Raw genomic sequence first — 26,599 nt, 5'->3', positions numbered from 1 at the left:
CCGCCCCGTACACTGCCGCCCATGAACTATCGCCACGCCTTCCATGCCGGCAACCACGCCGATGTGCTCAAGCACATCGTGCAGCTGGCCCTGATCGACAGCTTCAAGCGCAAGGACAGCCCGTTCTTCGTGCTCGACACCCACGGCGGCGCCGGCCGCTACCTGCTGGCCAGCGAAGAGAGCCGCAAGACCCTCGAGGCTGAATCGGGGATCATGCGGCTGATGGCCCAGCCCAAGCTGCCCGAGGTGGTCGAGCGCTATCTGAAGGCGGTGCAGGCCGATAATCCGGTGGGCGCCCTGACCAACTACCCGGGATCGCCGCTGCTGAGCGCGCAGGCGATGCGCGCGCAGGACCGCATGGCGGTCTGTGAGCTGCAGGAAGCCGAAACGGCCACGCTGAAGGCCCTGTTCGCCCATGACAGCCGCGTCGACGTGCGGGCGGGCGATGGCTATGCGCTGCTGCGCTCGCTGCTGCCGCCGAAGTTCAACGGCAGCAAGATCGGCCGTGGTCTGGTGCTGATCGACCCGCCCTACGAGGCCCAGGACGCCGAATACCAGGCCGTTCTGGCCGCGCTGGGCGAGACCCTGGCGCGCTGGCCGCAGGCAACGTGTGCCGTCTGGTTCCCGATCAAGCAGCGCCGCACCATCCTGCACTTCCTGCGCAAGGCCACCGCCCTGCCGGTGAAATCGGCGATGACGATCGAGTTCCTGGTGCGCCCGGACGACTCACCGCTGCGCCTCAACGGCAGCGGCATGCTGCTGCTCAACCCGCCCTGGCAGTTCGACCGGGTGGTCGGCCCGGCCCTGCCGGCGCTGCGCCAGCACCTGGGTGAACCCGGCGCCAGCACCCGCCTGGATTGGCTCAAAGCACCCGAATAACGGCCTTCACGAGGCTGTACCGCCGTGAGCCTTTCGTTCACGGAATGCAGCCCCGGTGATGCCACAATCGATGGACCACCAAGGAATCACCCGGTATGGCCACTCGCAACCGCATGCCGCCCTGGCATGAGATCTTCAAGGCTCCCAGCGGCCACGAGCTGCTGATCCGCCCCATCCGCCCGGAAGATGGCGCACCGCTGCAAGCGGCGTTCAGCCTGTTCGGGCCGGAAGAAATCCGTGATCGTTTCCTGCAGGCGGTGACCGAGCTGTCGCCGGAAACCACCCAGCGCCTGACCCACCCGAATCCCAAGACCGAGATCACCCTGGTCGCTGCCGAATCCCTGCCCGCTGGCGAAGCGGTGGTCGGCGCGGTCGCCCGGGCCTCGATCATCCCCGGTACCCGTGAAGCCGAGTACGCGATCCTGATCAGCCGCTTCCTCATTGGCCAGGGCCTGGGCCGGCAGCTGATGCGCAAGCTGGTGAAATGGGGCCGCGGCAAGTACCTGGACCGCCTGTACGGCGACGTTGCCGCTGAGAACGAGCCGATGAAGCAGCTGGCCGCCTCGCTGGGCTTCAAGCCGGTGCCGCACCCGACCGGTGCCGAAGGCCTGGTGCGGATGGTGCTGGAGCTGGACAACTGACGGATGCGCCGGGCGTGCCCGGCGCGTCATTCCGGTAGTGCCGGCCGCTGGCCGGCATTGCGTTCCCCCAACGGCACATGAGGCTGCCGGTCAGCGGCCGGCACGACTCGCCGGGCTTCGATCGGGCTTCTGCTAAAATCCGGGGTCCATGTCGCGTACCTCATACCCCGCCCCGCCGCTGCCGCGCGCCGGCCAGCTCCGCGCCTGGTGGCGCGCCCCCGCATCGCCGACCGCCCTGGCCTGGTACCTGGCCCAGGCCGCGCGTGCGCATGACGCCCCGCTGCTGGTGATCGCCCGTGACAACCACGGCGCCAACCAGCTCGAAGCCGACCTGCACACCCTGCTCGGCGGCGACCCGGCCCTGCCGGTGGTGGCCTTCCCGGACTGGGAAACCCTGCCCTACGACCGCTTCAGCCCGCATCCGGACATCATCTCGCAGCGCCTGTCCGCCCTGCACCGCCTGCCCACGCTGAAGCGCGGCCTGGTGATCGTGCCGGTGCAGACCCTGCTGCAGCAGCTGGCCCCGCGCAGCTATGTGATCGGTGGCAGTTTCGACCTGAAGGTCGGCCAGCGCCTGGATCTGGAAGCCGAGAAGCGTCGCCTGGAAAGTGCTGGTTACCGCAACGTCCCGCAGGTGATGGACCCGGGTGACTTCGCCGTGCGCGGCGGCCTGCTCGATGTGTTCCCGATGGGCGCCGACGAGCCGCTGCGGGTGGAGCTGCTGGACGAGGACATCGACTCGATCCGTGCCTTCGATCCGGAAAGCCAGCGCTCGCTGGACAAGGTCGAGGCGGTGCACATGCTGCCGGGCCGCGAAGTACCGATGGACGAGGCCAGCATCGCACGCGTGCTGGCCACGCTGCGCGAGCGTTTCGATGTGGATACCCGGCGCAGTTCGCTGTACCAGGATCTGAAGTCCGGGCTGGCCCCGGCCGGCGTCGAGTACTACCTGCCGCTGTTCTTCGAACGCACCGCGACCCTGTTCGACTACCTGCCCGACGGCAGCCTGCCGGTGGTCTGCGCCGGTGCCGGCGAAGCCGCCGAGGCGTTCTGGGCGCAGACCGGCGAGCGTTACGAGCAGCGCCGCCACGATGTGGAACGGCCGCTGCTGCCGCCGTCGGCGCTGTATCTGTCGCCGGAACTACTGCGCGAGCGTCTGAACGATGCCCCGCGCATCGAAGTGTGGTCGGCTGACCATGCGCGCATCGCCGATGCCCATGCGTTGGGCGACCAGCCGCTGCCGCCGCTGCCGGTGGCCGCGCGCGAGGCCCCCGCTGGCGACGCGCTGAAATCCTTCCTCGGCCATTATCCGGGCCGGGTGCTGATTGCCGCCGATTCGCCCGGGCGTCGCGAGGCCCTGCTGGAAGTGTTGCAGGCCGCCGAGCTGAAGCCGCCGGTGGTGGCCGACCTGCCCAGCTTCCTCGCCGACGATGCGCGCTTCGCGATCGCGGTGGCACCGCTGGAGGATGGCTTCGCACTGGACGATCCGCGCATCGCGGTGCTGACCGAGCGCCAGCTGTTCCCCGAGCGCGCCGGCAGCACCCGCCGCACGCGCCGTGCCGGCCGCGAGCCGGAAGCGATCATCCGCGACCTCGGCGAACTGACCGAAGGTGCGCCGATCGTCCACGAGGACCATGGCGTCGGCCGCTACCGCGGCCTGATCGCGATGGACGTCGGCGGCATGCCCGGCGAGTTCCTGGAAATCGAATATGCCAAGGGTGACCGCCTGTATGTGCCGGTCGCCCAGCTGCACCTGATCAGCCGCTACTCCGGTGCTTCGGCGGAAACCGCGCCGCTGCATTCGCTGGGCGGCGAACAGTGGAGCAAGGCCAAGCGCAAGGCCGCCGAGAAGGTGCGCGACGTGGCTGCAGAGCTGCTGGAGATCCAGGCCCGCCGCCAGGCCCGTGCTGGTCTGGCGCTGCAGGTAGACCGCGCGATGTACGAACCGTTCGCGGCCGGTTTCCCGTTCGAGGAAACGCCGGACCAGCTGGCCGCGATCGACGCCACCCTGCGCGACCTGGCCAGCAGCCAGCCAATGGACCGCGTGGTCTGCGGCGACGTCGGCTTCGGCAAGACAGAGGTGGCGGTGCGCGCCGCGTTCGCCGCCGCCAGTGCCGGCAAGCAGGTGGCCGTGCTGGTGCCGACCACGCTGCTGGCCGAACAGCATTACCGCAACTTCCGCGATCGCTTCGCCGATTACCCGCTGAAGGTCGAGGTGCTGTCGCGCTTCAAGACCACCAAGGAAATCAAGGCCGAGCTGGAAAAGGTCGCCGCCGGCACCATCGACGTCATCGTCGGTACCCATCGCCTGCTGCAGCCGGACGTGAAGTTCAAGGACCTGGGCATGGTCATCGTCGACGAGGAGCAGCGTTTCGGCGTACGCCAGAAGGAAGCGCTGAAGGCGCTTCGCGCCAACGTGCACCTGCTGACCCTGACCGCCACGCCGATTCCGCGCACGCTCAACATGGCCATGGCCGGCCTGCGCGACCTGTCGATCATCGCAACGCCGCCGCCGAACCGGCTGGCGGTGCAGACCTTCATCACCCAGTGGGACAACGCGCTGCTGCGCGAAGCCTTCCAGCGCGAGCTGGCGCGTGGTGGCCAGCTGTACTTCCTGCACAACGACGTGGAAAGCATCGGCCGCATGCAGCGCGAACTGTCCGAGCTGGTGCCGGAGGCGCGCATCGGCATCGCCCACGGGCAGATGCCCGAGCGCGAGCTGGAAAAGGTGATGCTGGATTTCCAGAAGCAGCGCTTCAACGTGCTGCTGTCGACCACGATCATCGAGTCGGGCATCGACATCCCCAACGCCAATACCATCATCATCAACCGCGCCGATCGCTTCGGCCTGGCCCAGCTGCACCAGCTTCGTGGCCGCGTCGGTCGTTCGCACCACCGCGCCTACGCCTACCTGGTGGCACCTGATCGTCGTTCGATCACCCCGGATGCGGAGAAGCGCCTGGAAGCGATCGCCTCGATGGACGAACTCGGCGCCGGCTTCACCCTGGCCACGCACGACCTGGAGATCCGCGGTGCTGGTGAACTGCTGGGCGAGGACCAGAGCGGGCAGATGGCCGAGGTTGGCTTCAGCCTGTACACCGAACTGCTGGAACGCGCGGTGCGCAGCATCAAGCAGGGCAAGCTGCCCGACCTGGATGCCGGCGAAGAAGTGCGCGGTGCCGAGGTCGAGCTGCATGTGCCGGCGCTGATTCCGGAAGACTACCTGCCGGACGTGCACACCCGCCTGACCCTGTACAAGCGCATTTCCAGCGCGCGCGACAGTGATGCGCTGCGCGAGCTGCAGGTGGAGATGATCGACCGCTTCGGCCTGCTGCCGGATGCGGCCAAGCACCTGTTCGCCATTGCCGAGCTGAAGCTGAAGGCCAACACCCTCGGCATCCGCAAGCTGGACCTGGGCGAGAACGGTGGCCGCATCGTGTTCGAGTCCAAGCCGAACATCGACCCGATGGCGGTGATCCAGCTGATCCAGAAACAACCCAATCTCTACGCCATGGAAGGGCCTGACAAGCTGCGCATCAAGCACCCGCTGCCGTTGCCGGAAGACCGCTTCAATGCGGCCCGCGCCCTTCTGACCACCCTCGCCCCGGGTTGATCGCCCCCGAATACCCCGCACCGGTCCCCACCCGGTGCGGGCGGATGACCATGTTTCCTGACGCCGTACCCGCCCCCGACCTGCTGCACGCGCAGGCCTGCCTGATCGATGCCCTCTCGATGTCGCTGCAGATGCGCGACGCCTACACCCGCCACCATTGCGACCGCGTTGGCCTGCTCGCGCAGCGCCTGGCCACGCACTGCGATCTCGACGACGATGCCTGTTCGCAGATCGGCCTGGCCGCGCGCTTCCATGACATCGGCAAGATCGGCATTCCCGACGATGTACTGCTGACACCGCGCCGGCATACCGACGAGGAACGCGCGATCATGCGCGAGCATCCGGTGCGCGGCGAACACATCTTCCTGGCCACCGGCCGCAGCGATGCAGCACCGGTCGCGCGACTGATCCGCGCCCATCACGAAGCCTTCGATGGCAGCGGCTATCCCGACGGCCTGCGTGGCGAGAGCATTCCGCTGGGCTCACGCATCGTCACCGTTGCGGATGCCTACGATGCCATGACCAGCGTGCGCCCCTACCGCGCAGCGATGGAACGCGAGACTGCGTTGCGCATCATCGACGAGCAGTCCGGCGGCCTGATCGATCCCTATGTGCTGCAGCGCTTCCATCGCATGCTGGCGCAGGAACCAGCGCTGGCCTGAGATCCGCCGGGCATGGCCCGGCGCTACCGATCAGACAAACAAAAGGCCCGGCATTCGCCGGGCCTTCTGCATCACGCATCACGTGCGATCGATTACCAGATCACCACGCGCTTGTCGTCGGCACGCACCATCGCGTCGCCGGCCTTGCACTGGAACGCAGCGGCATACGACGGCATGTTCGACGGCGCACCGTTGGCACGGAAGTTGGCCGGCGCGTGCGGGTCGGTGTTCAGGCGGACGCGCAGCTCACCGTCGGTGAAGTTGCGGCGCCACACGGTGGCCCAGTTCATGAAGAAGCGCTGGTCCTGGCTGTGACCGTCCACTTCGACGTTCGCCTTCGGATCTTCCTTCAGCGCCATCTGCAACGCGTCGTAGGCCACGGTCAGGCCACCGAGGTCACCGATGTTTTCGCCCAGGGTCAGCTTGCCCTTGACGAACACGCCCGGCACCGACTCGTAGCCATCGAACTGCGCGACCAGCTGGTCGGTACGTTCGGTGAAGGCCTTGCGGTCGGCGTCGGTCCACCAGTTGTCGAAGTTGCCGTTGGCGGCGAACTGGCTGCCCGAGTCATCGTAGCCGTGCATCATTTCGTGGCCGATGACCGCACCGATGCCGCCGTAGTTCAGCGCCGGATCGGCCTTGGCGTCGAAGAACGGCGCCTGCAGGATCGCCGCCGGGAACACGATCTCGTTCTTGGTGGCGTTGTAGTAGGCATTGACGGTCTGCGGGGTCATGCCCCACTCGGTCTTGTCCACCGGCTTGCCGATCTTGTCCAGCATGTAGCGGTAGTTGAACGCGCGCGCGGCCTGCATGTTGCCCAGGTAGCTGTCACCGTTGGTCTGCAGGCCCGTCCACTCGCGCCACTTGTCCGGGTAGCCGATCTTCGGGGTGAAGCTGGCCCACTTCTCCAGCGCCTTCTTCTTGGTCTCTTCGCCCATCCACGGCAGCTGCTCCAGGCGCGCCTTCAGCGCCACCGAGAGGTTCTCCACCAGGTGCTGCATGGCCACCTTGGACTCGGCCGGGAACACGGCGTCGACGTACAGCTGGCCCAAGGCTTCACCCATGCCGCCGTTGACCGACTCCAGCACGCGCTTCCAGCGCGGCTGCATTTCCTTCTGGCCACGCAGGGTGGTGCCATAGAAATCGAAGTTGGCCTTCTCGAACTGGCTGCTCAGGTACGGCGAGGCGTCGTCGATGGTGTGGAAGCGCAGATAGGCCTGCCAGGTGCTGGCCGGCACATCGGCGAGCATCTTGTCCATTTCACCGAAGAAGCCCGGCTGCGCCAGCGAGAACTTCTGCGCGGCCGGCACCTTCAGGGTGTCGAACAGCGCGGTCCAGCTGAAGTTCGGGGTCAGCTTGTCGGCGTCAGCCGCGCTGAGCGGGTTGTAGCGCTTGGCCGGGTCACGCATTTCGATGCGCGACATCGAGGCCTTGGCCAGACGGGTTTCGAAGGCCATCACGGCCTTGGCCTGCTCGGCAGCCTGCGCCGCGTCCACGCCGGACAGCGTCAGCACCTGCGCGATGTAGGCCACGTAGGCGTCGCGGATCTTGGCCTGCGCGTCATCGAAGTAGTAGCCCTTCTCCGGCAGGCCCAGGCCGCCCTGGCCGACATAGGCGATGACGTTGGCCGAATCCTTGTAGTCGGCATTGGCGAACAGCGAGAACAGCACGCCCTTGCCCTCGGCCTGGCTGTCGCGCAGGTACTGGGTGATGGCGGCGGTATCGTTCAGCGCGGTGATCTTGTCCAGCTGCGGCTGCAGCGGCGCCAGGCCGGCGGCTTCGATCTTGGCTTCATCGTTGCCGGTCTTCCAGATGTCGCCGATCTTGGCTTCCACCGAGCCGGCCTTGGCCTGGCTGGCCGCGGCCTGCTGCACCAGTGCGTGCTGCACTTCCAACGAGCGCTCGCGCAGGATCTCGAAGCTGCCCCAGGTGGTCTGGTCGCCCGGCACCGGGTTGGCCTTCAGCCACTTGCTGTTGACGAAGCCATTGAGGTCGGTACAGGCCGAGATGGACGGATCCAGGTCGGCGCTGTTGAGCGAGATCAGCGGCGTCTTGATCTGCGACAGGTCGAAGGCCGGCTTGGCGTCGGCGCTGGCCGCCGGCGCGGTTTCATTCTTGCCACAGGCCGCCAGCGAGGCAGCGATGGCGATGGTCAGGCCCAGCGGGACCAGGTTGCGGACGTTCATGAGGCTCTCCTGCGGGTAATTTCACAGGGTAGCCGGGGAGGCCTGCGGTGGGACCGGCCAAAGGTCACAGGACGCGCTTATGTAGAGTCGAGCCATGCTCGACTGCTCGCCGTTCTGGGTTTATTGTCCTTGCGGCAAGAGGCCAACAGCAGTCGAGCATGGCTCGACTCTACAAAAAGCGAAGGCCGGCTTGCGCCGGCCTTCTGTTTTATTTCGCCTTGCCCTGGTTGGCCACGGCTTCAGCGGCCTTGCGCGCTGCTTCCGGGTCGCCCAGGTAGCGGAACGACTTCACCGTCAGGTCGTCGTTCAGTTCGAACAGCAGCGGGATGCCGGTCGGGATGTTCAGCTCGAGGATTTCCTCGCGCGAGACGTTGTTGAGGTACTTGTACAGCGCGCGCAGCGAGTTGCCGTGGGCGGTGACCAGCACGGTCTTGCCGTCCTTCAGCTGCGGCGCGATGGCGTCGTGCCAGTACGGCAGCACGCGGTCCAGCGTGGTGGCCAGCGATTCGGTGCCCGGCAGCGCGTTGCGGTCCAGGCCAGCGTAGCGGCGGTCATGGATCGGGTGGCCCGGATCTTCCAGGTCCATGGCCGGCGGCGGGATGTCGTACGAACGACGCCACACCTTGACCTGGTCCTCGCCGTGCTTGGCGGCGGTCTCGGCCTTGTCCAGGCCCTGCAGGCCGCCGTAGTGGCGTTCGTTGAGGCGCCAGGACTTGTTCACCGGCAGCCAGTCCTGTTCCAGCTCGGCCAGTGCACCCTGCAGGGTGTGGATGGCACGCTTGAGCACGGAAGTGTGGGCGACGTCGAACTGCAGGCCTTCCTCGCGCATCAGGCGACCCGCGGCGGCCGCTTCCCGGCGCCCCTGCTCGGTCAGGTCGACATCGACCCAGCCGGTGAAGCGGTTGTCCAGGTTCCACTGGCTCTGGCCATGGCGCAACAGTACGAGTTTACGGGTCACTGCAGGGTCTCCAACGCGAGGAAAGACAGGCCGCCATTGTAGCCCCGGGCGCCGCTCACCGGGCCGTGGCACCGCGCATGCGATGCTGTGACCAATGAATACGGTGATCGACCCCGGGCGCTGGGAAGGCAGCGTCGCCGCGGCACGCGCGCAGCAGCTCCAGCTGGCAGGCCGCGTGGAGCGCAAGGACCGCCTGCCACGCAACGTGCGCTGGCTGGCCGGGCTGGATGTCGGCTTCGAGGACGATGGCGCCATCACCCGCGCCGCGGCGGTACTGCTGGACGCAGAGACGCTGCAGCCCGTGGCGCAGGAGATCGCGCGCATCCCCACCGTGATGCCCTATATCCCCGGCCTGCTCAGCTTCCGCGAGCTGCCGGCACTGCTGGCCGCGCTGGCGCTGCTGCCGCATACGCCGGACCTGGTGTTCGTCGATGGCCATGGCATCAGCCACCCGCGACGATTGGGCGTGGCCGCGCATCTGGGCGTGGTCACCGACCTGCCGAGCATCGGCGTCGCCAAGTCGAAGCTGGTGGGCAGGTTCGTCGAACCGGGCGCCGAGGCCGGTGCGCATACGCCGCTGCTGGATGGCGATGAACAGTTGGGCTGGGTGCTGCGCAGCAAGATTCGCTGCAAGCCGCTGTTCGTGGCCGGTGGCCATCGGGTCAGTGCGGATACCGCGCTGGACTGGGTACAGCGCACGCTGCGCGGGTACCGGCTGCCGGAACCGACCCGGCTGGCGGACCGGCTGGCCTCGCGACGGGACGAATAGCCATCCCGGGCACCACCCGGCACGGCCCTCAATTTCAATCAACGATGCACGTGACCGCGATGGCCCTGCGCGTCCTCGCCGTGGTCATGGCCTTCATGACCCTCGTGCTCGCCGGCCTTGGCCGGCGCCGGCTCACCACAGGCTTCGCCGCAGTGGTCCGCTTCGATCTGCAGTGTCACGTGCTCGATGCCGAAGTCATCGTGCAGGCGCCCGCCCAGATCACGACGCAGCGCATCGGCATCGGTGCCGTCGCGCATCACGATGTGCGCGGTCAGCGCCGGGGTGCTGGAGGCCAGCGCCCACACATGCAGGTCATGCACGTCCAGTACCGCAGCGTGGCCGGACAGGCTGTCGCGCACCTTGGCCACGTCCATGCCCTTGGGCACGCCTTCCAGCAGCACGTTGATCGCTTCGCGCATCAGCACATAGGTGCGCGGCAGTACCCACAGGCCGATCAGCACCGCCAGGATCGGGTCGATCGGCTTCCAGCCGGTCCACTTGATCAACAGCGCGCCAGCAATCACGGCCACCGAGCCGAGCATGTCTGCCCACACTTCCAGGTAGGCACCCTTCACGTTGAGGCTCTCGCCGCTGCCGGCCTGCAGCAGGCGCATCGAGATCAGGTTGATGACCAGGCCCGCCGCGGCAATCACCAGCATGCCCGACGAGGCAATCTCCTGCGGCTCGCGGAAACGTCCAATGGCCTCCCACAGGATATAGCCGGCGACCACGAACAGCATCGCGCCATTGATCATCGCGCCCAGCGCTTCCAGGCGTGCATAGCCGTAGGTGCGGCGCGCGTCCGGCGGGCGCCGGCTCAGCCGCACCGCGACCAGCGCGATCATCAGCGCTAAAGCGTCGGTAGCCATGTGCGCCGCGTCGGACAGCAGCGCCAGGCTGTTGGTCCAGAACGCGCCCACCACCTCGACGACGAGGAAGGTGGAGGTCAGGCCGAGCGCCCACCACAAGGGTTTCTCGTGGCGGATCTCGGATGGCAGGTGATCGTGGTCGTGGCCCATGGCAACAGCTCCTTTGCGATGGGAGGCAGGCTACGCCGGAGGGCGTTGGGAAACTATCACGGTGTTTATAACATTGCAGGCCACGCGGTCCCTCACCGGGCATGGCCCGGCGCTACCGGAGCGCGGCCGGCAACGCCAGGCCACGCCTGGCGGACGCAGCGGACCGACGTCCGCCTGCGGTCAGAACCCGAAGCGCAGGCTGGCCCAGTACGCGCGGCCCGGCTCGTTGTAGGTCGCCGCGCCGGCATCGCTGCTGTTGGCCTCGCGGAACAGGCGCTTGTCGGCCAGGTTGTTGACGCCGAAACCGAAGCTGACCGTCTCGGTCACCTTGTAGCGCGCGCTCACGCCCCAGATGTTGTACGCACCACGGTCCTGCAGCGCGATCGACGGATCGCAGGTGCCGGTGCAGCGCGGATCATTGTTGATGTTGGTGGTGGCCGGCTTCTGCTTGCCGTAGAAGGTGCCGGTCAGCAGCAGCGACAGCTTGTCGGTGGCCTGCCAGTCCAGCATCGTGTTGACGGTGTACTTCGGAATTACCGACAGCGGCTGGCCGGTGCTCTTGTTCTCGTTCTCCACCATGTAGGTGAAGTTGTTGCTCCACTTCAGGCGGTTGCCCTGCTCGCCCAGCAGCGGGACCACCAGGTTGCCTTCCAGACCCTGCACGATCGCCTTGGGTGCGTTCTCCCAGCGGAAGATGCGGCCCTTGGTGTCGGCGGTCAGCCCGATCTGGTTGTACCCGGCCTGGATCTTGTCCTTGTAGTCGTTGTGGAAGTAGGTCAACGACGCTTGCCAGCCGCTCTGCGGTGCCCACTCGATACCCAGTTCCTTGTTCAGGCTGGTTTCCGCCTTCAGGTCCGAGTTGCCGCGCATGTAGCAGCCGGCGCCCAGGCTCGGCAGTGCATTCGGGCAGCCATTGCCCCGGGTGTAATACAGATAGTCCGGATTCGACTGGTACAGGTTCGGCGCCTTGAATGCACGGGCGATACCGCCCTTCACCACCCAGTCGCTGTTGATGCGGAACTGCGCGTTGAGGCTGGGGCTGGTGTTGTTGCCGAACTGGCTGTGGTGGTCGAAGCGCAGGCCCGGGGTGACGATCCAGCGCTCGCCCAGGTAGATGTTGTCTTCCACGAACACGGCGGTGGTCTGCGCGTCGGACTTGCCGCGTGCGCGATCGGCCGACAGCCCCGGGATGCCGCCGCCGCTGCTGCTGGACTGGCTCATCGAGTACGGGTCGGTCAGGCGGCTGTCCAGGTATTCAAAGCCCAGCGTCCAGATGTTCTCGGCACCACCCAGCGTGGTCGGGAAACTGACTTCGCCGTCCAGCTGGTAGTTGCGCAGGCGCGAGGTCGACCAGTCGGTGCCGTTGAAGCTGCCCTCCGGGCCACCGGCCAGGCCTTCGTTGATGCGTGAGTTGTTCACCGCCTCCACTGCAGCCGTTACCCGCGAGGTCACATCACCCCAGCGGCCGCGATGGGTGATCGCGCCGGTGTTGCGGTACATGCGGTTGGTCTCGGCCTGCTGCTCGGCCAACGCCCCCAGATCGATCGGTGTCGAGGTACCGGTGGTGCTGACCGCGCGATCGCCAGCATAGATGTTGCCCTGGCGACTGGTGCCGGCTTCGAATTCGACCACCTGGTTGGCGGTCACGTCCCAGCGCAGCAGCGCGTTGACATCGCGGTTCTTGACGCCCTCGCGACCGGCCGGCGGCACCGCGTTCGGATTCGCCGCGAAGTCACGGTTGAGTTCCAGCGAATCGGCGTCGGTCTTGTTGAGATTGCCGTACAGGCGGAACGACAGGGTGTCGGTCATCGGCCCGCTCAGCTGCAGGCCGACGCGCTCGCTGCCGCCTTCGGCGCTGTGCTCGGGCACCAGGCCATACAGGTCGACCGCGCCGGTCAGGTCGCCGGTCGGGCGCTTGGTGATGATGTTGACCACGCCACCGGAAGCACCCGAGCCATAACGTGCCGCTGCAGGGCCGCGCAGCACTTCGATGCGCTCGATCATTTCCGCCGGCACCCAGTTGGTATCGCCGCGGGTATTGCGCTCACCGCTGCGGCCCATGCGCACGGCATCACGCGCACCGATGCGCTTGCCGTCGACCAGGATCAGGGTGTTTTCCGGGCCCATGCCACGCAGATCGATCTGGCGGTTGTTGCCGTACTGGCCCGACGCACTGTTGCCGGTCAGGTTGACGCCGGGCATGGTCCGCAGCAGCTCGGCGATGTCGTTGGCCGGCGGGCGCCTGGCGATGTCCTCTGCGGTGATGGTCGAGGTACCCAGGGCCTGGCGCGCGATCTGCGAGGCGGTGACGTGCACCGTGTCGATATCGGTTGCGTCGGTTTCGGCGTGGGCGGTCAGAGCGCTGCCGGCCAGCAGGGCGGCAACGGCAAGCGCCAGCGGGCGCGGCGAAAGGACAACGGCAGGGGACATGATCAGGACCTTCTGGCAGGGCTACGGGGCCTCTGGCAAAGGGCTTGAGGCAACGACGAGGGGGAGGCGGAGCAGTCCTGCAGCAGGCACCTGCAGCCCGTTCCGTGCGCGCATTCTCCCATCAATGCGATTGATTCTCAAATGCGTTCACTCATTGCCGCAGCGGCGCCGATGTGGTTTGCGCACCGTGCAACCCTGCACCGCGCGTAAACTGGCCGGCTAACCCGCCATCAACCGTATGCCGCCGCGGCCGATACCCGTGGTTTGCCGTACGCAGTCAGAGATCGACGTGGAACCACCCCAATTGGACGATGCCAGCCAGCCGCTGGCCGAGGCCTGGCAGCAGTGCCTGCTGCAGGCCGGCCCTGCCGCCACCGCGCTGCTCAGGGCCGCTGCTACCGATGCCCCACCCGCGCTGGCCCAGCGCTTTTACGAAGTACTGCTGCAGGACACCCGTGCGCGCCGTTTCCTGTCCCACGACCAGGTCAAGCAGCGCCTGCAGCCGGCCATGCAGCGCTGGCTGGCGCAGCTGCTGACCACTGATGCCAGCGGCATCGCCAACACCGTGGCCTCGCAGCGGATCATCGGCGACGTGCACGCCCGCGTCGGCATTCCGGTCGACCTGGTTACCCGCGGTGCGCGTGTGCTCAAGCACGAACTGTTCGTGCGCCTGCGCGACGATGCACCGGACAGCGACACCGCATTTGCCGCCATCGACTGCCTCAGCGCGATCATGGACATCGCCATGGAAGGCATGACCCTGGCCTACACCCACGCGCGCGAGCGCTCCACCCGTGCCGACGCCGCCTACCGGCTGTTCTCGCTGGTACAGAACGTCGGTACCGAACGCGAGCGCCAGCGCGCACTGCTGCTGGACTGGGAAAACGCCCTGCTCTACGCGTTGGCCGGCCACGTGCAGGCCAGCGACAACGCCAGCCTGGCTACCTCGGAGTTCGGCCTGTGGTTCACCCACAAGGGCATCCCCAGCTTCGGCGAAAGCAGCGAAACGCAGCAGGTGGGCCAGTTGATGGCCCGCATTGATGGCCACCTGCAGCGCGCGAGCGGCGATGCTCCGGCGCAGCGACTGGCGGTGCTGCCGGCCATCCGCGAGGACCTGGCCGCCATCCGCACCCTGATGACACTGCTGTTCGAGCGCATCGGCGAACTGGATGCCGGCAGCGACGCGCTGACCAACCTGCTCAACCGTCGCTTCCTGCCCACCGTGCTGCGCCGGGAAATCGAGCTGGCCACACGCAACCGCACACCATTCTCGCTGCTGCTGCTCGACCTGGATCACTTCAAGGCAATCAACGACGGCCACGGCCACGATGCCGGCGACCGCGCGTTGCAGCACGTCGCCGGCCTGCTCGGCCAGCTCACGCGCGGCAGCGACTACCTGTTCCGCTATGGCGGCGAAGAATTCGTGGTGGTACTGGTGGCTGCCAGCGAATCGCAGGCGACCGTGATCGCCGAGAGCCTGCGGCGGCAGATCGCGCAGTCGCCGGTGGTACTGGCCAACGGCCAGGTGCTGGCACTGACCGCCAGCATCGGCGTGGCCGGCCACGATGGCCATCCGGACTACGAGCGGCTGATGGCCCGTGCCGACGCGGCAATGTACGAGGCCAAGCGCAGCGGCCGCAACCGCGTGGTGGTGGCCAGTGCGGACCTGCAGGAAGCCCCGGGACGGCGCGCACTGCAGCGATGACGGCAGGACAGGTAGAGTCGACCGCGGGTCGACTATCGCGCGCACCGCGGGGTTTTTCGCACGCAGGGCGAAGAGCAGTCGACTGACAGTCGACTCTACTGACAGCCGGCACTACCGATACGGCCGCCGGCCGCTGCTTTCACCGCCACCACCCGCCACGCTGCCCACCAGAGCAGCGCCAGCAACGCGATGCCCGCCCCCAACAGGCATACCGCCGGCCAGCCATGGCGCGCCTGCATCCACGGCCCGGCCGCTGCACCGGCACCACTGCCCACCGCATAGAACAGCATGTACAAAGCCACCAGGCGTCCATGCTGTTCAGCCGGCGCGCGCAGCAGCAATGCCTGGTTTGATACGTGCAGTGCCTGCCCACCCAGGTCGAGCACAATCACGCCCAACAGCAGCAACGACAGCGACTGCGGCAGGCCCAGCAAGGGCCACCACGCAACCAGCATCAACAACAGCGCACCGACGCTGACCGGATGCGCGAAACCACGGTCCATCCAGTGCCCTACCCGCGCCGCCAGCAGCGCACCGACCACCCCGGCCAGGCCCAGTGCACCGATGGCGGCGGTCGACCAATGCAGCGGTGGCGCCGAGAGCGGCAAGGGTGCCGCCGCCCAGAACACATTGAGGCCGGCAAACAGCAGCAGTGCCAGCGGCCCGCGTTCGCGCAGCGTTCGATCGCGGCGCAACATGCCCAGCATCGAGCCCAGCAGCTCGCGCCAGCGTGGGGGAACCGACGGCACCGGTACTGGGGGCAGGCGCCGCCACAGCAGCGCCGCCAACCCCGCCATCACCATCGCTGACAACAGGTAGACCATCTGCCAGCCAAAGGCCGCCGCCACCGTACCGGACACCACGCGCGCCAGCAGCAGGCCGATGAACACGCCGCCCTGCACCACACCGACCACGCGACCGCGCTGCTCGGGTGGTGCCAGCATGGCGGTATAGGCGATCAGGCCCTGGGTCAGCGCCGTGCCCAGCAAGCCGGCCAGCAGCATGCCCGACAACAGCCAGCCCGCCGTGCGTGACGCTGCCAGCCACAGCAGCGCCAGCACCAATGCGATCAACTGCAGCCGCAGCAGGCGTCGCCGGTCACCACGGTCCGCCAGCGGCAGCAGGCCAAGCAACGCCAGCACGCTACCGGCCTGGGTAGCAGCCAGCACCGCGCCGGCCACGGCCCGGTCCAGCGCAAAGGCGCGTGCAAGCTGATCCAGCAGCGGCTGCGCGTAGTAGACGTTGGCGACGCTGGCGCCGGCGGCAACCGCAAGCAGGACCAGCAGCGGGCGGGGAAGCGATGTGGCACTCATGAAGTGGTTGCAATTTGAAACTTGCTGCAGGCTACTGCCATTGGTTTTAAACTGCAACCACATCAGAGAGGTCCACCATGCACGCCGACAGCCCCTGCCCCGTCGCCCGCAGCGCCGATCTGCTCGGTGACCGTTGGGCGCTGCTGGTCATCCGTGATGCCTTCGATGGCGTCACCCGCTTCGGTGATTTCCAGCGCAGCCTCGGCGCGGCCCGCAACATCCTCAGCGACCGCCTGCGCCGGCTGGTAGAGGCCGGCATCCTGCAGCTGCGGCCGGCCTCCGATGGATCGGCCTACCAGGAATACGTGCTCACCGCCGCTGGCCAGGAACTGTTCCCGCTGCTGGTCGCGCTGCGCCAATGGGGTGAACGCCATCGCTTCGAGGCCGGTGAAGCCCATTCACAGCTGATCGAATCGGCGACGCGGCGGCCGCTGCCCTACATGCAGCCGCTAGACGCAGCTGGTCATGCTCTCGCGTCAGGCCAGACGGTCGTGCTCAAGCTCGTCTGAAGCGCGCGCTTCCGCCAGACGAGGATCGGTTCCTCTACAACGTCTCGTAAGGTGCTCTCTACTCGTGATGCTAGACGATGACCACTGCTCATACCTCGGCCCAGTAGGCTTTTGTTCAAGCGTCTTTGAGCTTGCCCTCGTGGCACACGACGCCTCCAAAGCAATTGGCGCATTACACCCACAGCTCGAACGCCACCGTGCCGAACGCAGCACTCGCTGATCTACCCACTTCTAGGTCACTCATCACCACCAGCCCAATCAAAAGGGCAGATTGAAATTTTCAGATGTGCTCAACCCAAGTACGACGTTCTAGTTCTTTTGCAGCGGAAAAATACGCAATTTGATCGGCCTTATCAAAGTCATCTCAGTATCAAAGTCATCTCAGTATCTGAGACGAAGATCTCCGATGCTCGAGGCCCATTCCGCCCGTGCATCAAACATGATAGACAAAGACCAATACCCTGAGATCCCCAGCACTCGCATCTTGCTGCTTCGCATCAAACGTCCGAAGCAGGTTATACCCCTCAGCAAGGCGGAAAACTACGTAGTTGGCAGCATGGTCGCGTTGTTCCTTCTGAGCCTTGGATGCATGGCACTTCTGAAGGCAGATCAGATCACTCAGCAGGCTGCCAAAGTGATCGTGCTCCCACTGACGGGGATTATCATGCTCCTGGGGCTAGTATTCTTTGTAATTCAGGTCATCCAGCTCTTTCTGCTGTTCAGGCATGGCTTCAACAATATGGCGGATCGCGTGGATGTCTCTGCTGACGCAGATTCCGCCCTTGCCGAGGATCTTTCGCACTGCAATACCCAGCACTTGGACCAGCGCTCAAAGCTTCTGGAGCAGGAATCCAAGCTCCTCACAAGGCGTGCTGGATTGGCATCTGCAGCAACCGCCATCAGCGCACTGATCATCAATCTCTTGAGCACCGGGAACGGCGACAAGGCCGCGCAGTGGGTGTCAGATGCCAAGCTTCTGATCACCTGTTGCAGCTTGGGTTTGCTGGCGGGAGCAGTGATCGTGATTATCTTTGCAGGGAAGCTAGAGAAGATCTCCACATTGCTGAAACTTGCTTCAGAGAGGGCTCGCAACGCAAGCTAGAGCGAGAGATGGCCAATTGAAACTCCAAGGGCCCGCGCGGCAGGATCGCACGGTCGGTCACATTCCAACGTAATCCGCGGATACGCGGCATCACGACGGGCCTTCTGGGTCCCCGGTCGACGTTCTTGCCGATGGCCTATCCAGACGACTTCACCTCCATGATCCGCCCATTCGCGCACACCGACGAACACCCGCGCCGGTTAGCATCGGGTCTTTCCGCCACTGGATGCCGCCGATGTCGCGCGATCGCCCTTCCCTGCTGACCGCCCTGCTGTTGCCGCTGCTGGCCTGCGCCACAGCAACCACGCAGGCCCGCGAGGTTGCCGCGCCCGCCGACCATGTGCAGGCCGATGGCCCCTATGTGTTCCGCCAGGGCGACCAGCTGCAGGCCAAGTGGATCTGCGACGACAAAGTCGAGTCGCACACGCTTGCCACGCAGGCCGCAGGTACCGACATCGCCCCGCGCTGCGGCTACGAGCACTCGGTGCACGTGGCTGCCCCGAATGCGCCTTCGGTTTCCGTGCTGCCGGCCGTGCCGCGCATCGTTGCGCTGTCCGACATCCATGGCCAGTACGGGCTGCTGGTGCGCCTGCTGCGCGCCCACCAGGTCATCGATGCCCAGGATCGCTGGGCGCTGGGCAAGGACACGCTGGTCATCGCCGGCGATGTGTTCGACCGCGGCCCGCAGGTGACCGAGGCCTTCTGGCTGCTGTATGGCCTGCAGCAGCAGGCGGCCGCCGCCGGCGGCGCGGTGCACTTCGTGCTCGGCAACCACGAAACCATGGTGCTGTACGACGACCTGCGCTACGTCAACCCGAAGTACCTGCGCAGCGCCCAGCTGCTCGGCCGCAGCTACCCGCAGCTGTACGGTGCCGATTCGGTGATCGGGCAGTGGCTGCGCACCCGCCCGGTGCTGCTGAAGATCGGCGACACCCTGTTCCTGCACGGCGGTATTTCGCCCGAGGCAGTGCAGCTGGCGCTGGACCCGGCGCGCACCAATGCGGCCTACCAGGCGTCACTGGGCCTGCCAAAGGCCGAAGTAAAGGCCGACCCGGCCACCGCACCGCTGTATGACGGCAAGACCAGCCCGATCTGGTACCGCGGCTACTTCGATGGCCGCCTCGACACCGCGGGGGTGCAGACCGTACTCGACCGCCTGCAGCTCAAACGCATCGTGGTCGGCCACACCTCGATGCCACACGTCAGCAGCTTCCATGGCGACCGCGTGATCGCCATCGACAGCAGCATCAAGAACGGCGAGAACGGCGAACTGCTGTTCATCGAAAATGGCAGGCTCAGCCGTGGCCTGCTGGATGGCTCGCGGGTGCCGTTGGCGCCGGGTGAGCCGGGCCTGCAGGACTGAATGAAGGGACAGCGCGACGGCACCGGGCGGCGGCGGCGCGCTCCACCTTCACCCGGTTTGCGGCTACCCTCGGCAGCCGAGAGAGGCCCACCCCGTCCATCCGGTGGGCCTGACCGTTACAGGAGCCCCCGCGCATGCGCGTTCTGATTGCTGAAGACGACCCGGATATCGCCTCCGGCCTGTGCGCCTCGCTGCGCCGGCAGGGGCACGTGGTTGACCACGTCGACAACGGCGCGCACGCCGACGCGGCACTGGGCTCGACCCAGTACGCATTGCTGGTGCTGGACCTGGGCCTGCCTCAGCTGGATGGCCGCGACGTGCTGCAGCGCCTGCGTCAGCGCGGCGATGGCCTGGCGGTGCTGGTGGTGACCGCCCGCGACGGCCTGGCCGAGCGCGTGCGCGTGCTCGACCTGGGCGCCGATGACTACCTGGTCAAGCCGTTCGCGCTGGACGAGTTCGAAGCACGCGTGCGTGCGCAGCTGCGGCGGGTCACCAGCAATGGCAACCCGGACCTGCGCATCGGCCGCCTGCGTATCGATCTGGCCGGGCACCGGGTGTGGATCGACGACCAGTCGCTGGAACTGACCGCGCGCGAGTTCGGCCTGCTGTCGGCACTGGCGGTACGCGCCGAGCGCATCGTGTCGCGCGCGCAACTGGTGGAGGCGCTGTGCGACTGGGGCCAGGACCTCACAGACAACGGCCTGGACATCGCCCTGCACCGCCTGCGCCGCAAGCTGCAGCCCGGCGGCATGGGCATCCGCACCGTGCGCGGGCTGGGCTACATGCTGGAAGACGCGCAGGACGACAGCGCCCCGTGATCAGTGGACCACCCAGCCTGCGTCGGCGCCTGCTCGCCTTCCTGGCGTTGCCGATGCTGGGCCTGCTCACGTTCAACACGATCCTGGCCTACTACGTTGCGCTGGACTATTCCAACCGCATCCACGACCGCAACCTGATCGACGACACGCATTCGTTCGCGCAGATGCTGAGCACCATGCCGGTGACCAGCGACCTGTCTCCGCAGGCGCGCTTCCTGATCGAGTACGACCCCGACGGCCATCGCTACTTCAACGTCGACAGCAGCCGCATGGGTACGCTCAGCGGCAATGCAGACTTCAGCCCGTACGCCCCTTCGCAGGACTGCACCGGCGTGCATCCGGCGCTGTACGACGGCAACCTCAATGGCCAGCAGGTGCGCATGGCCACCGTCTGCACGCAGGCGATGAACGATCCGCAGGACCAGCTGGCGGTGACCGTGGCCGAGAGCATGGCCGACCGCCGGCAGCGTGCGCGCGAGATCCTGATGATCATCATCCCGCTGATGACCATGCTGGCGCTGGGTACCGCAGCGCTGGTCTGGTTCGGCGTGACCTATGGCCTGCGCATCCTGACCCCGCTGAGGACCCGCCTGGCCCAGCGCCGCGGCGAACTGGCGCCGATCTCCGATGCCGACGTGCCCGAGGAGATCCAGCCACTGATCAGCACCATCGATGATCTGTTTGCCCGCCAGGCGGAAATGATCACCCTGCAGAACCGTTTCATCGCCGATGCCGCGCACCAGCTGCGTTCGCCGCTGGCGGGCATGGCCCTGCATGTGGACCAGGCACTGGCACATGGCGACCCCGATACAGTGCGCGAGGCGCTGCAGCACATCCGCCGGCTCAACCAGCGCACCGCCCGGGTCAGCACCCAGCTGCTGGCACTGAGCCGGGCGCAGACCGTGCCCGATACCGTGGAGGCACTGGACCTGTGCGAGCTGGTACCGCAGTGGGTCGGCATGCGCGTACCGGAGGCGATCCGCGATGGCATCGATCTGGGCTACCGCGGCAGTCCCCATCCGCTGCGTGTACTCGGCAACGGCGCCATGCTGCAGGAAGCGCTGGACAACCTGATCGACAACGCCCTGCGTTATGCCGGCCGCAATGCAACCGTCACGGTGGGCGTGCACGCGCTGGACGACAATGATGTCGAACTGTATGTGGAAGACAACGGCCCTGGCGTGCCCGACGACGTGATGCCACGGCTGGGCGAGCGCTTCTTCCGGGCGCCGGGCACCGCTGCCAGCGGCACCGGCCTCGGCCTGGCTATCGCGCACGAGGCGGTGGAGCACTTCGGCGGCCGCCTGAGCTTCCTGAACCGCCCAGGTGGCGGACTGAAGGTCGCCATCACGCTGCCGCTGCTGAAGGCGCCCTGACCCGGCCCGGGGCGCTGAAAGGCTGGCGAAAATCGCGCTTGCGATCCTGCCATCCCCACTGCCGTCCCGGAGCCGCCAGGTGACCGAATCGCACGACTTCTTCCTCCCCGGTGGCCCACAGGGCGTGCTGCTGGTCCATGGCCTGACCGGCACCCCGGCGGAAATGCGCATGCTGGGCAAAGGGCTGAACAACGCCGGTTTCACCGTGCACGGTGTGCAGCTGCCCGGCCATTGCGGCAGCGTGGATGACCTGCTGGCGACCACCTGGGAACAGTGGTACCAGGGCGTGGAAGATGCGGCGGCAACCCTGCGCGGCAAGGTCGACCAGCTGTTCGTCGGCGGCCTGTCGATGGGCGCGGTGCTGTCGCTGGCACTGGCTGCACGTCGCCCCGAGTGGGTGTCCGGGGTTGGCGTGTACGGCGCCACCTTCCGCTATGACGGCTGGAACATCCCCGCCGTGGCCCGCTTCTCGTTCCTGCTGCCGTGGTTCAAGCGCTTCAACATCGGCCGCGACCGCATGTTCATGGAAGAACCGCCGTACGGCCTGCGTGACGAGCGCCTGCGTGCGCAGGTCAGCGCCGCCATGCTGTCCGGCGACAGCGCCGCCGCCGGCCTGCCGGGCAACCCCTGGCACGCCCTGGCCGAAATGCGCGCCCTGAGCAACTGGACCCGCCGCCACCTGCACCAGGTCACCGCGCCGTGCCTGGTGATGCACGCCCGCGAGGACGACGTGGCCAGCATGGGCAACGCCGAGCTGGTGATGTCGCGGGTCAGCGGCCCGAAGGAACTGGTGGTGCTGGAAGACAGTTACCACATGATCACCATCGACCGCGAACGCCGCGATGTGATCCGCCGCAGCGCGCGCTTCTTCACCGAAATCGGTGAACGCACTGGCGTGCTCAAGGCGGTGGCCTGACATGGGGGCACTTGCCACGCTGCTGTGGCTGGCCAATGTCGTGCTCGATACCGGTGGCCAGCTCGCCTTCAAGGCCGCCGCCAGCGACCCGCAGGAGGGCGAAGGACTGCAGCGCTGGAAACACATGCTCAGCCGTCCCTGGCTGTGGATCGGCATCGCCTGCTACGTGCTTGAGTTCGTCGCCTGGATCGCGTTCCTGTCGCTGGTGCCGCTGTCCAAGGGCGTGCTGCTGGGCTCGATCAACATCGTCGCGCTGATGATCGCCGGCCGTTTCCTGTTCCGCGAGAAACTCACGCCGCTGCGGGTGACCGGCATGCTGCTGGTCACCGCCGGCGTAGCCGTGGTGGGGGCCGGCTCATGAGGCGCCTGTATGTGATCGGCTTCCCGCTGCTGATGGCTTTCGACACGCTGGCCCAGCTGTGCTTCAAGTACGCCGGTGACGCCGCGTTGCCGGTCGAGGCCAACACCGCCTGGCTGCTGCGCGTGCTGTCGCAGCCGTGGGTTTACGGCGCCATCCTCGGCTACGTGGGTGCATTCTTCACCTGGATGAGCCTGCTGCGCCATGCGCCGATCGGTCCCGCCTTTGCTGCCTCGCACCTGGAAGTGATCAGCGTGCTGCTGCTGTCGGCGTGGCTGTTGAACGAGCCGCTGACCCTCCACCATCTGCTCGGTGCGGTACTGATCGTGGCCGGCATCGTCTGCCTCGGCCGCGCCGAGGCGGACGACCCGCACAGCCCTGCCGAAACCACGACGTGAGCGCGCTGCGATGAGCCTGTTCGCGCGCGAACTGCCACCAACCGCCGGCCTGCCGATGCAGGCCAGCGATTTCCTTCCCGGTGGCGGCGACCTGCGTGACATCCTGGCCAGCCAACTCGGCACACCGCCGCTGCAGCTGACCTGTTCCGGCACGCACGCGCTGCTGATCGCCCTGCGCACGCTGCGCAAGCGTGCGCCAAAGCGCGACACCGTGATCATGCCGGCCTATACCTGCCCGCTGGTGCCGATCGCGGTGCACAGCCTGGGCCTGCGCGTGCAGTTGTGCGATACCCGGCGCGGTCATTTCGACTTCGACCCCGGCCAGCTCAAGCGGCTGGCCGATGCGCGCACGCTGGCGATCCTGCCCACCCACCTGGGCGGGCGCATTGCCGATGTCGAGCTGGCCTGCGAAGTCGCCCGCAACGCCGGCACCTGGGTGATCGAAGATGCCGCGCAGGCACTCGGCGCACGGGTCGGCAACAGCAGTGTCGGCATGCGCGGCGATATCGGATTCTTCAGCCTGGCCGCCGGCAAGGGCCTGAGCCTGCATGAAGGCGGCCTGCTGGTCAGCCGCGATGACGAACTGCGTGCTGCGCTGGCCGAACATGCCGTCCAGCACGTTCGCTCCAGCCTGCGCTGGGAGCTGCTGCGCAGCGTGCAGTTGCTGGGCCTTGCTGCCTGCTATCGCCCTTCGCTGCTGTCACTGGTGTATGGCAATCCACTGCGCAATGCGCTTCAGCGTGGCGATCTGGAAGATGCGGTCGGTGACATTTTCCCGCTGGATATCCCGCAGCACCGGGTCAGCCAGTGGCGGCAGAACATCGGCGCCCATGCCGCGCGGCGCTTGCCGGCATTCCTTCAGGCCGGTCGGCTGCGTGCGTTGCAGCTGCGGGTGCAGCTGGCACAGCTGCCTGCCGTTGAGGTGGTCGATGGGCTGGCCGGTAGCGGTGGCACCTGGCCACTGTTGATGCTGCTGCTGCCCAGCCAACGCGCCCGCGATGCGGTACTGAAGGACTTGTGGCCACGCGGGCTTGGCGCCAGCCGCATGTTCATCCATGCCCTGCCCGGCTATGCCTACCTGCGCGGCATCGTGCCGCAGGACGACATGCCCAACGCACGCGACTTCGCCGCACGCATGCTGACCCTCGGCAACAGCGCCTGGCAGACCCGTGAAGAGACCGCCGAAATACTGCGGGCACTGGCCCGCGCGTGACGCCAGGACGCACGGATGGAGTGCGCCTCACGCATTCATCCATGCACCTTCCTGAACGCTTTCCGCGCCCTGCAATGCAGGCTTTCAACAGGAAAGGAACGAGAAAGGCTGCCTGCCTACATTGAGCCTGCCCCGGCATCGCGCCGGACGTTCCTTTCATCGACGGACCTGCCCATGCACTGGAGCATCCTGTGTGACTTCGACGGCACCATCAGCCTCGAAGATGTCATCGACTCGCTGCTGGAGAAATACGGCCAGCCGGGCTGGCAGGAACTGGAAGACCAGTGGAAAGCGGGAAAGATCGGCTCGCGCGAATGCATGCAGGGCCAGGTCAGGCTGCTGAAGCTGGACCCGGCCACGCTCGACGCCCACCTGGACCAGGTGCAGATCGATCCGGGCTTTGCCGCCTTTGTCAGCCGTGCCGAACAGCTGGGCGTGCCGCTGCGCATCGTCAGCGACGGCCTGGACCATGCGATCCACCGCATCCTCGCCAACCACGGCCTGTCGCGACTGCCGGTGGTGGCCAACCACCTGCGCTGGTGCGATGGCTACTGGGAACTGGAATCGCCCTACCAGGCCGAAGGCTGCCGCAGCGGCACCTGCAAGTGCACCTGCGCCGCGCAGGCGCGCGCCAACGAAGCACCGCGTGTGCTGATGATCGGCGATGGCAGTTCGGATTTCTGCGTCTCCGAAGATGCCGACTTCGTGTTCGCCAAGCGTCGCCTGATCACCCATTGCACCGATGCCGGCATCGAGCATGCCGCCATCGATACCTTCCACGATGCAATCGCACTGCTGCCGCGCTTGCTCGATGGCAGCCTGCTGCAGCCACGTCGTATCGACGCCAGCCCGCAGCCCGCCGTACTGCCCCTGCTGCTGGCCACCGCCTGAGCACTCCCTTCCAAGCACGCCCCCGCTACCTCTTTCGAACGTCCTTCACGGAACCGAACTGCATGAACATTTTTGACAAGAACGCCGACGCCGCTGCCTCCGACGCGCAGCTGCTGGCAGACGAAGCCCGTTACAGCTCCTTCGGCGATACCGTCCACTACGTCGACCCGCCGAAGATCTTCCAGCGCGGCGAAGGCAGCTACATGTTCGACGGTGCGGGCGTGCCCTACCTCGACCTGCAGATGTGGTACTCGGCCTGCAACTTCGGCTACAGCAACAAGCGTCTGAACGATGCGCTGAAGGATCAGATCGACACCCTGCCGCAGGTCGCCAGCCAGTACCTGCACCCGACCCGCGTGCAGCTGGCCAAGACCATTGCCGTGGACATGCACGAGAAGTTCGGCCTCGACGGCCGCGTGCATTTCAACGTCGGCGGCGCGCAGGCCATTGAAGACTCGCTGAAGATCGTGCGCAACGCGCGCGGCGGCAAGAGCCTGATGTTCGCCTTCGAGGGTGGTTACCACGGCCGTACCCTGGGTGCGTCGTCGATCACCTCCAGCTACCGCTACCGCCGCCGCTACGGCCACTTCGGCGAGCGCGCGATGTTCATTCCGTTCCCGTACCCCTTCCGTCGCCCGAAGGGCATGACCCCGGACGAGTACTCCGACCACTGCGTGTGGCAGTTCGAGCGCCTGTTCGAAAGCGAATACAACGGCGTGTGGGATCCCAAGGTCGGTCAGGCGGAGTACGCCGCATTCTATGTCGAACCGATCCAGGGCACCGGCGGCTACGTCATCCCGCCGCGCAACTTCTTCACCGGCCTCAAGCGCGTGCTGGACAAGTACGGCATCCTGATGGTCGTCGATGAAATCCAGATGGGCTTCTGGCGCACCGGCAAGCTGTGGGCCATCGAGCACTTCGGCGTGACCCCGGACGTGCTGGTGTTCGGCAAGGCGCTGACCAACGGCCTGAACCCGCTGTCGGGCCTGTGGGCGCGCGAAGAGCTGATCAACCCGACCGTGTTCCCGCCGGGCTCCACCCACTCCACCTTCAACTCAAACCCGCTGGGCACCCGCCTGGGCCTGGAAGTGCTGAAGCTGGGCAAGGAAATGGATTACGAGCGCACCGTGCCGGAAAAGGGCGCGTACTTCCTCGATGGCCTGCGTAGCCTGCAGAAGCGCCACCCGGAAATCGGCGACGTCGACGGCCTGGGCCTGGCCCTGCGCGCGGAAATCTGCCAGACCGACGGCTACACGCCGAACAAGGAACTGCTGGACCGCATGGTCGACATCGGCCTGGCCGGTGACCTGCTGCACGACGGCAAGCGCATGGGCCTCGTGCTCGACGTGGGTGGCTGGTACAAGAACGTGATCACCTTCGCGCCGTCGCTGAACATCAGCTACGAAGAGATCGACCTGGCGATCACCCTGCTTGACCAGGCGCTGACCAAGGCCAAGGGCTGAGGTCCGATGCGCTGCCG

General features: G+C 66.6%; 22 protein-coding genes. 17 read left to right on the top strand and 5 right to left on the bottom strand.

The features are described 5' to 3' along the window. Nucleotides 1–21 precede the first annotated feature (21 nt). The 4 genes from ACSYAO_RS06210 to ACSYAO_RS06195 all read left to right on the top strand — a co-directional run bounded on the left by ACSYAO_RS06210 (nucleotide 22) and on the right by ACSYAO_RS06195 (nucleotide 5,795). A complete protein-coding gene (locus ACSYAO_RS06210) occupies nucleotides 22–879 on the top strand; it encodes a 23S rRNA (adenine(2030)-N(6))-methyltransferase RlmJ (protein ID WP_014036453.1) in 858 nt (285 codons plus the stop codon). A gap of 95 nt (nucleotides 880–974) precedes the next feature. Further along, on the top strand, nucleotides 975–1,520 hold the full coding sequence (locus ACSYAO_RS06205) for a GNAT family N-acetyltransferase (protein ID WP_004150340.1): 546 nt from the start codon (nucleotides 975–977) through the stop codon (nucleotides 1,518–1,520). Between the two features lie 148 nt (nucleotides 1,521–1,668). After that, nucleotides 1,669–5,133: a transcription-repair coupling factor gene (mfd, locus tag ACSYAO_RS06200; protein WP_197655834.1), complete on the top strand. Its 3,465-nt coding sequence runs from the start codon at nucleotides 1,669–1,671 to the stop codon at nucleotides 5,131–5,133. Nucleotides 5,134–5,177: 44 nt separating this feature from the next. Then, nucleotides 5,178–5,795 carry an HD-GYP domain-containing protein gene (locus ACSYAO_RS06195; RefSeq protein WP_032127517.1) on the top strand — a complete coding sequence of 206 codons (618 nt, stop codon included), beginning with the start codon at nucleotides 5,178–5,180 and terminating at the stop codon, nucleotides 5,793–5,795. Nucleotides 5,796–5,887: 92 nt separating this feature from the next. Here ACSYAO_RS06195 and ACSYAO_RS06190 read toward each other — a convergent pair whose 3' ends face one another. Together ACSYAO_RS06190 and gpmA are read right to left on the bottom strand one after the other, a co-directional pair. After that, nucleotides 5,888–7,981 (bottom strand): M13 family metallopeptidase, encoded by a 2,094-nt coding sequence (locus ACSYAO_RS06190; protein ID WP_197614945.1) that lies wholly within the window; start codon nucleotides 7,979–7,981, stop codon nucleotides 5,888–5,890. Between the two features lie 208 nt (nucleotides 7,982–8,189). Then, entirely contained in the window at nucleotides 8,190–8,939 is a 750-nt protein-coding gene (gene gpmA / locus ACSYAO_RS06185) for a 2,3-diphosphoglycerate-dependent phosphoglycerate mutase (protein WP_004150217.1), read from the bottom strand. Nucleotides 8,940–9,033: 94 nt separating this feature from the next. On the opposite strand from gpmA, the gene nfi reads away from it, so the two are divergent. Then, nucleotides 9,034–9,708 carry a deoxyribonuclease V gene (nfi, locus tag ACSYAO_RS06180; protein ID WP_134951848.1) on the top strand — a complete coding sequence of 225 codons (675 nt, stop codon included), beginning with the start codon at nucleotides 9,034–9,036 and terminating at the stop codon, nucleotides 9,706–9,708. Nucleotides 9,709–9,746: 38 nt separating this feature from the next. Here nfi and ACSYAO_RS06175 read toward each other — a convergent pair whose 3' ends face one another. Beyond that, complete coding sequence (locus ACSYAO_RS06175; protein WP_107432646.1) at nucleotides 9,747–10,727, bottom strand: cation diffusion facilitator family transporter; 981 nt, start codon at nucleotides 10,725–10,727, stop codon at nucleotides 9,747–9,749. Nucleotides 10,728–10,907: 180 nt separating this feature from the next. Beyond that, complete coding sequence (locus ACSYAO_RS06170; protein WP_121503876.1) at nucleotides 10,908–13,157, bottom strand: TonB-dependent siderophore receptor; 2,250 nt, start codon at nucleotides 13,155–13,157, stop codon at nucleotides 10,908–10,910. Between the two features lie 289 nt (nucleotides 13,158–13,446). On the opposite strand from ACSYAO_RS06170, the gene ACSYAO_RS06165 reads away from it, so the two are divergent. After that, a complete protein-coding gene (locus tag ACSYAO_RS06165; protein ID WP_134951300.1) occupies nucleotides 13,447–14,862 on the top strand; it encodes a GGDEF domain-containing protein in 1,416 nt (471 codons plus the stop codon). A gap of 95 nt (nucleotides 14,863–14,957) precedes the next feature. On the opposite strand, the gene ACSYAO_RS06160 is transcribed toward ACSYAO_RS06165, so the two are convergent. Then, the gene (locus tag ACSYAO_RS06160; RefSeq protein WP_197614948.1) at nucleotides 14,958–16,175 is read right to left on the bottom strand and encodes an MFS transporter; all 1,218 of its coding nucleotides are present in this window, start codon (nucleotides 16,173–16,175) and stop codon (nucleotides 14,958–14,960) included. Nucleotides 16,176–16,252: 77 nt separating this feature from the next. On the opposite strand from ACSYAO_RS06160, the gene ACSYAO_RS06155 reads away from it, so the two are divergent. From ACSYAO_RS06155 to ACSYAO_RS06105, 11 genes are all read left to right on the top strand, one after another. Next, nucleotides 16,253–16,684: a winged helix-turn-helix transcriptional regulator gene (locus ACSYAO_RS06155; RefSeq protein WP_134951302.1), complete on the top strand. Its 432-nt coding sequence runs from the start codon at nucleotides 16,253–16,255 to the stop codon at nucleotides 16,682–16,684. A 406-nt stretch (nucleotides 16,685–17,090) separates the two neighbouring features. Then, on the top strand, nucleotides 17,091–17,786 hold the full coding sequence (locus ACSYAO_RS06150) for a hypothetical protein (protein ID WP_134951303.1): 696 nt from the start codon (nucleotides 17,091–17,093) through the stop codon (nucleotides 17,784–17,786). A 235-nt stretch (nucleotides 17,787–18,021) separates the two neighbouring features. Continuing rightward, nucleotides 18,022–19,149 (top strand): metallophosphoesterase, encoded by a 1,128-nt coding sequence (locus tag ACSYAO_RS06145; RefSeq protein WP_149908614.1) that lies wholly within the window; start codon nucleotides 18,022–18,024, stop codon nucleotides 19,147–19,149. Nucleotides 19,150–19,283: 134 nt separating this feature from the next. Beyond that, complete coding sequence (locus ACSYAO_RS06140) at nucleotides 19,284–19,967, top strand: response regulator (protein WP_014646433.1); 684 nt, start codon at nucleotides 19,284–19,286, stop codon at nucleotides 19,965–19,967. Beyond that, nucleotides 19,964–21,343 (top strand): sensor histidine kinase, encoded by a 1,380-nt coding sequence (locus tag ACSYAO_RS06135; RefSeq protein WP_005412674.1) that lies wholly within the window; start codon nucleotides 19,964–19,966, stop codon nucleotides 21,341–21,343. Before ACSYAO_RS06140 ends, ACSYAO_RS06135 begins: the two co-directional genes overlap by 4 nt. A gap of 79 nt (nucleotides 21,344–21,422) precedes the next feature. Then, on the top strand, nucleotides 21,423–22,259 hold the full coding sequence (locus ACSYAO_RS06130) for an alpha/beta hydrolase (protein ID WP_010483180.1): 837 nt from the start codon (nucleotides 21,423–21,425) through the stop codon (nucleotides 22,257–22,259). Between the two features lies 1 nt (nucleotide 22,260). Next, a complete protein-coding gene (locus ACSYAO_RS06125; protein ID WP_012479558.1) occupies nucleotides 22,261–22,620 on the top strand; it encodes an EamA family transporter in 360 nt (119 codons plus the stop codon). Next, complete coding sequence (locus tag ACSYAO_RS06120; RefSeq protein WP_049424527.1) at nucleotides 22,617–23,015, top strand: DMT family transporter; 399 nt, start codon at nucleotides 22,617–22,619, stop codon at nucleotides 23,013–23,015. Before ACSYAO_RS06125 ends, ACSYAO_RS06120 begins: the two co-directional genes overlap by 4 nt. A gap of 10 nt (nucleotides 23,016–23,025) precedes the next feature. Then, on the top strand, nucleotides 23,026–24,228 hold the full coding sequence (locus tag ACSYAO_RS06115) for a DegT/DnrJ/EryC1/StrS family aminotransferase (protein ID WP_032127527.1): 1,203 nt from the start codon (nucleotides 23,026–23,028) through the stop codon (nucleotides 24,226–24,228). A 174-nt stretch (nucleotides 24,229–24,402) separates the two neighbouring features. Beyond that, nucleotides 24,403–25,119, top strand: coding sequence for an MtnX-like HAD-IB family phosphatase (locus tag ACSYAO_RS06110; protein ID WP_049462375.1), 717 nt, complete (start codon nucleotides 24,403–24,405; stop codon nucleotides 25,117–25,119). A 62-nt stretch (nucleotides 25,120–25,181) separates the two neighbouring features. Continuing rightward, nucleotides 25,182–26,582: an aspartate aminotransferase family protein gene (locus ACSYAO_RS06105; RefSeq protein WP_049462373.1), complete on the top strand. Its 1,401-nt coding sequence runs from the start codon at nucleotides 25,182–25,184 to the stop codon at nucleotides 26,580–26,582. Nucleotides 26,583–26,599 lie beyond the last annotated feature (17 nt).

Origin of the sequence: Stenotrophomonas sp. STK16_22 (assembly GCF_051984505.1) — a bacterium.
GTDB classification, from domain to species: domain Bacteria; phylum Pseudomonadota; class Gammaproteobacteria; order Xanthomonadales; family Xanthomonadaceae; genus Stenotrophomonas; species Stenotrophomonas maltophilia_A.
This window is presented reverse-complemented; position numbering and strand designations above follow the sequence as displayed.